4 protein-coding genes and 1 pseudogene are annotated in these 5005 nt (G+C 65.5%); 2 read left to right on the top strand and 3 right to left on the bottom strand.

The features are described from left to right. Window positions 1–205: 205 nt before the first annotated feature. Both AC1DS3_RS36450 and araD read right to left on the bottom strand, forming a co-directional pair. Window positions 206–943, bottom strand: a complete 738-nt coding sequence (locus tag AC1DS3_RS36450) for a ribonuclease activity regulator RraA (protein WP_441634660.1) — start codon at window positions 941–943, stop codon at window positions 206–208. A gap of 46 nt (window positions 944–989) precedes the next feature. Then, window positions 990–2729: an L-arabinonate dehydratase gene (gene araD / locus AC1DS3_RS36445; protein WP_441634662.1), complete on the bottom strand. Its 1740-nt coding sequence runs from the start codon at window positions 2727–2729 to the stop codon at window positions 990–992. A 213-nt stretch (window positions 2730–2942) separates the two neighbouring features. Between araD and AC1DS3_RS36440 the strand changes: the two genes are divergently transcribed. Then, a complete protein-coding gene (locus tag AC1DS3_RS36440; protein WP_441634664.1) occupies window positions 2943–3653 on the top strand; it encodes a GntR family transcriptional regulator in 711 nt (236 codons plus the stop codon). 137 nt (window positions 3654–3790) lie between these two features. Beyond that, window positions 3791–4592: pseudogene (locus tag AC1DS3_RS36435) on the top strand (CoA transferase); the annotation flags it as partial. Between the two features lie 46 nt (window positions 4593–4638). On the opposite strand, the gene AC1DS3_RS36430 reads toward AC1DS3_RS36435, so the two are convergent. Continuing rightward, on the bottom strand, window positions 4639–5005 hold a 367-nt coding region (locus AC1DS3_RS36430; protein WP_477129115.1), incomplete at its 5' end, for an N-acetyltransferase family protein.

Below are 5005 nucleotides of genomic sequence, written 5' to 3'. Positions count from 1 at the left end.
GAACATGAACAGGGCGCCGGCCGCAGCCAGCATGCCGAGGGCGGCAACGCGGCGCAGCGCGCCTCGCTTGTTGTGATTCATCTTGTCTCCATGCGTGGCCGCCTTGCCCCCTGCATCGGGGGCGGGCTGGCTCATGTGCTTGTCTGTGGCTTCTTTGTGGCTTCTTTGTGGCTTGTCCCGTCTGGCAGACGGCGATGCTCAGCGCTCAGCGGCCCCTGGCTTCGCGCCATGCGGCAAAGTCCAGCCGGCTTTGCTCCTGGGTTGGCGGATACAGGCCGATGATCGAGCGGCCCTTCATCACTTCCTCCGTGACGAAGTCTTCGAACGCGGTCATCTCCACCGCYTCCGCCGCGATTTCCTCGGCCAGGTGGCGCGGCACGATGATCACGCCTTCGGCATCGCCCACCACCACGTCGCCCGGGAACACCGCCACGTCGCCGCAGCCGATGGGGCCGTTGATCTCGATGGCCTGGTGCAGCGTCAGGTTGGTCGGCGCGGAGGGGCGGTGGTGATAGGCCGGCATGGCCAGCCGCGCAATCTCCGGCGAATCGCGAAAGCCGCCGTCGGTGACGACACCGGCCGCGCCGCGCTGCATCAGGCGCGTGATCAGGATCGAGCCGGCGGAGGCCGCGCGCGCGTCCTTGCGGCTGTCGATCACCAGCACCGCGCCGGATGGGCACTGCTCAACCGCCTGGCGTTGCGGATGGTTCGGATCCAGGAACACCGAGATCGGGTTCAGGTCTTCGCGCGCCGGGATGTAGCGCAGCGTGAAGGCCTCGCCAACCATGTTGCCGTGCTCGGGATTGAGCGGATGCACGTCCTGGATGAACTGGTTGCGCAGCCCGCGCTTGAACAGCGCCGTGCACAACGTGGCGGTGCTGACAGTCTTGAACTGGTCGATGGTCTGCTGGCTGAGCTTGCTGGCGTGGGTCGTATCGGTCATGGCGGGTCCGCTGTCTGGGTGTCTGAGTGTCTGGATATCTGGGTGGTCAGTAGATGCTGGGTTCGCCCGTGGGCGCGCCAAAATCGGTTTGCAGGAAGTCGAAGTCGCAGCCGTCGTTGGCTTGCCGGATGTGCTTGGCGAACATCCAGCCATAGCCACGCCCGAAGCGCGGCGGCGGCGGCGTCCACGCGGCCTTGCGGCGCGCCAGCTCTTCGTCGGACACCTCCAGGTGGATGCTGCGGCGGTCGATGTCGACCGAGATCATGTCGCCGGTGCGCACCAGCGCGAACGGGCCGCCGATATACGATTCGGGCGACACGTGCAGGATGCAGGCGCCGTAGCTGGTGCCGCTCATGCGCGCGTCCGACATGCGCAGCATGTCCCGCACGCCTTGCTGGACCAGCTTCTTGGGGATGGGCAGCATGCCCCATTCCGGCATGCCCGGGCCGCCTTGCGGTCCGGCGTTGCGCAGGATCAGGATGTGGTCGGCGGTGACGTCGAGATCGTCGCGCTCCACCGCTTCCTTCATCGACGGATAGTCGTCGAACACCAGCGCCGGGCCAGTGTGCTTGAAGAACCGTTTCTCGCAGGCGCTGGGTTTGATCACGCAGCCGTCCGGCGCGATATTGCCCTTGAGCACGGCCAGCGCGCCCTCCTGGTACAGCGCGTTTTCCTTGGTGCGGATCACGTCGTCGTTATAGACCTCCGCGCCCGCGATGTTCTCGCCCAGCGTGCGGCCGGTGACGGTCAGCGCATCCAGGTGCAGCTTGTCGCTGATGCGGTTCATCAGCGCGGGCAGGCCCCCGGCGTAGAAGAAATCCTCCATCAGGTATTTGTCGCCGCTGGGCCGGATATTGGCGATCACCGGCACAACGCGGCTGGTCTTGTCGAAATCCTCCAGCCCGATGTCATGCCCGGCGCGGCGCGCCATGGCGATCACGTGGATGATGGCGTTGGTGGAGCAACCCATCGCCATGGCCACCGCGATGGCGTTTTCAAACGACGCACGCGTCTGGATCTGTTGCGGGGTCAGGTCTTCCCACACCATGTCCACGATGCGCCGTCCGGCCTCGGAGCACATGCGGATATGGTTGGCATCGGCAGCGGGGATGGACGAGGCGCCCGGCAGCGTCATGCCGATGGCCTCGGCAATCGCAGTCATGGTGCTGGCCGTGCCCATCGTCATGCAGGTGCCGTGGCTGCGGGCGATGCCGCCCTCGATGCCGATCCATTCGGTCTTGCTGATATTGCCGGCGCGGCGCTCGTCCCAGAACTTCCAGGCGTCGGAGCCGGACCCCAGCACGTTGCCCCTCCAGTTGCCGCGCAGCATCGGGCCGGCCGGCACGTAGATGGCCGGCACGCCTGCGCTCGACGCGCCCATCAGCAAGCCGGGCGTGGTCTTGTCGCAGCCGCCCATCAGCACCGCGCCGTCGATGGGGTGGGAGCGGATCAGTTCCTCCGCTTCCATCGCCAGCATGTTCCGGTACAGCATGGTGGTTGGCTTGACCGCGCTTTCCGACAGCGAGATGGCGGGGAGCTCGATCGGGAAGCCGCCGGCCTGCAGGATGCCGCGCTTGACGTCGTCGACACGCTGCTTGAAGTGGGAGTGGCAGGGATTGATGTCGGACCACGTGTTGATGATCGCGATGATCGGGCGGTCCAGCCATTCGTCGGGCGAGTAGCCCATCTGCATGATGCGCGAGCGGTGCCCGGAGGAGCGCAGGTCGTCGGGGGCAAACCAGCGCGCGCTGCGCAGGGTCTCGGGCGTCTTCTTTCGTGACGTCATGCTGTCTCTTCCACGGATGTTGTCATTGGGCCGGACCTCCGGTGCCAGAATTGGGCTGCAGAGATACGACATCTGATATCGTCGGATGGATTAAAGCACTAATATATTAGTGTGTCAAACCGTAAAACTTTCCACTAAACTGCTGCCATGGGACGCAATGCAGCGTCCTTGTGCGTGATAAGCCACGCCCGTGCCGTGAAACCAGACCGCCCGATGGAAGCCACTGAAGCCACCTTGTCCGCCCCGCAGATTCAATTCCAGTTCGACCGCACCCGGCATGCCGCGCCGCAGGTGTTCGAGCATATGCGGGACATGATCATCTCCATGACGCTGCCCCCCGGCACGGTGCTGTCGCGCACGGATCTCGCCGCGCAATACGGCATCAGCCAGACGCCGGTGCGCGATGCCCTGATGCGCCTTGCCGAGGAAGGGCTGGTCGATATCTTCCCGCAGCACGCCACGGTGGTCAGCCCCATCAGCATCGCGCTGGCCCAGCAGGCGCATTTCCTGCGGCGCTCCGTGGAAGTGGAAATCGTGCGCACGCTGGCCGAGGCACCGGACCCCGCGCTGGTGGAGCGGCTGCGCCTGAGCGTGGCGCGGCAGCAGGCCATGCTGGCCGCCCAAGACTTCGCGGAGTTCTCCCTGTTCGACCAGGCCTTCCACCGCCAGATGTACGAAGCCGCCCGCGTGCCGGACCTGTGGATGCTGGTGCGCCGCCAGAGCGGCCACCTGGACCGCCTGCGCCGCCTGCACCTGCCGATCGCCGGCAAGGCCAACGCGGTAGTGGCGGATCACACCGCCATCGTCGATGCGATCGCCAGCGGCGACCCCGACGCCGCCCAGGCCAGCCTGCGCCGGCATCTTTCCGGCACGCTCGCCAATCTCGAAGAGATCCGCGCTCGCTACGGCAACTTCCTGCAGTAGCAGCAAGCGCAAAGCAAAGCAAAGCGAGGCGATTGGCGGCTGCAAGCCGGTTGGCGGGAAGCGAGGGGTCTGTTATCCACAGTATTTGTGGATAACACGACCCATAAATAAGGGTGTTGATTCACGAGCCGGCATAAATTGTCAAGCAGTTAGAGGGTTTGCTCTACAACGTCAGGCCGCAAGCCATGCAGCGCCTGGGGCTGGACTACGAAACGCTGTCCGCGCTGAACCCGCGCCTGGTCTATGTCGGCATGTTCGGCTTTTCGCAGCGCGGCCGCTACGCGCCGCAGGCCGCGTTCGACGACCTGATCCAGGCGGCCTGCGGCCTGCCCCAGGCGATGGCCAAGGGCAGCGGCGATATCCCGCGCTATCTCCCCATCACCATTGCCGACCGCTCGGTAGGGCTCTACGCCTTTGGCGTGATCTGCGCCGCGCTGTACGCGCAAGCACGTACCGGCAAGGGCCAGCGCGTGGACGTGCCGATGTTCGAAACCATGGTCCCCTACGTGCTGGGCGACCACCTTTACGGCGAGACCTTCGTGCCGCCGCGCGGCGGCTTTGGCTATCCGCGCCTGTTGTCGCCGGAGCGCCGGCCCTACCAGACGCGCGACGGCCATGTGTGTTGCCTGATCTATCACGATCATCACTGGCGTGCCTTCCTCAAGGCCATCGGCAAGGCCGGGTTGTTCGACACCGATCMCCGCTTCGCCAGCATCACCACGCGCACCGCCCACATCACGGCGCTTTACGCCATGGTCGGCGACGAGATGGCCAAGCGCACCACGCAGCGAGTGGTCGGGCACGCCGCCCACCAGCCGGCGCCATGCGCCCGCGCTGKGGGAACACAGCCGCGAGGTGCTGCGCGAGGTGGGCTATGACGACGCCGCCATCGACCGCATGATGGCCGCGGGCACCACGCGCGGATCGGCAATGGCATGACGCAGAGAATGCATCGATCTCCGCTGAGGTCCGATGCATCCAAGCGCTAAACCGGCTTGCGATACACCACGAACCCCGAATTCTCCGCGACCTTGTCGTAGAGCTTCATCGCCGTCGTGTTGGTCTCGTGCGTTTGCCAGTAGACCCGCTTTGCGCCAGCGGCTTCGGCGCGCTGGTAGACCGCCTCGATCAACGCGCGGCCCACGCCGGTGCCGCGTGCCGCTTCTGTAGTAAAGAGGTCCTGCAGGTAGCAGCTCGGGCCGATCTGGATGGTGCTGCGATGAAACAGGTAATGCACCAGGCCAAGCAATTCACCGGAGCGCTCCGCCACCAGTGCGTGCATGGGCTCGTAAGCGTCGAAGAAGCGCGACCATGTCATGCGCGTGATTTCAATCGGCAGCGCTGTCTCCGCC

This window comes from Cupriavidus sp. 01L46 (genome assembly GCF_056399905.1).
The sequence above is the reverse complement of the archived record's forward strand: the minus strand, read 5'-3'. Positions and strand labels throughout refer to the sequence as shown.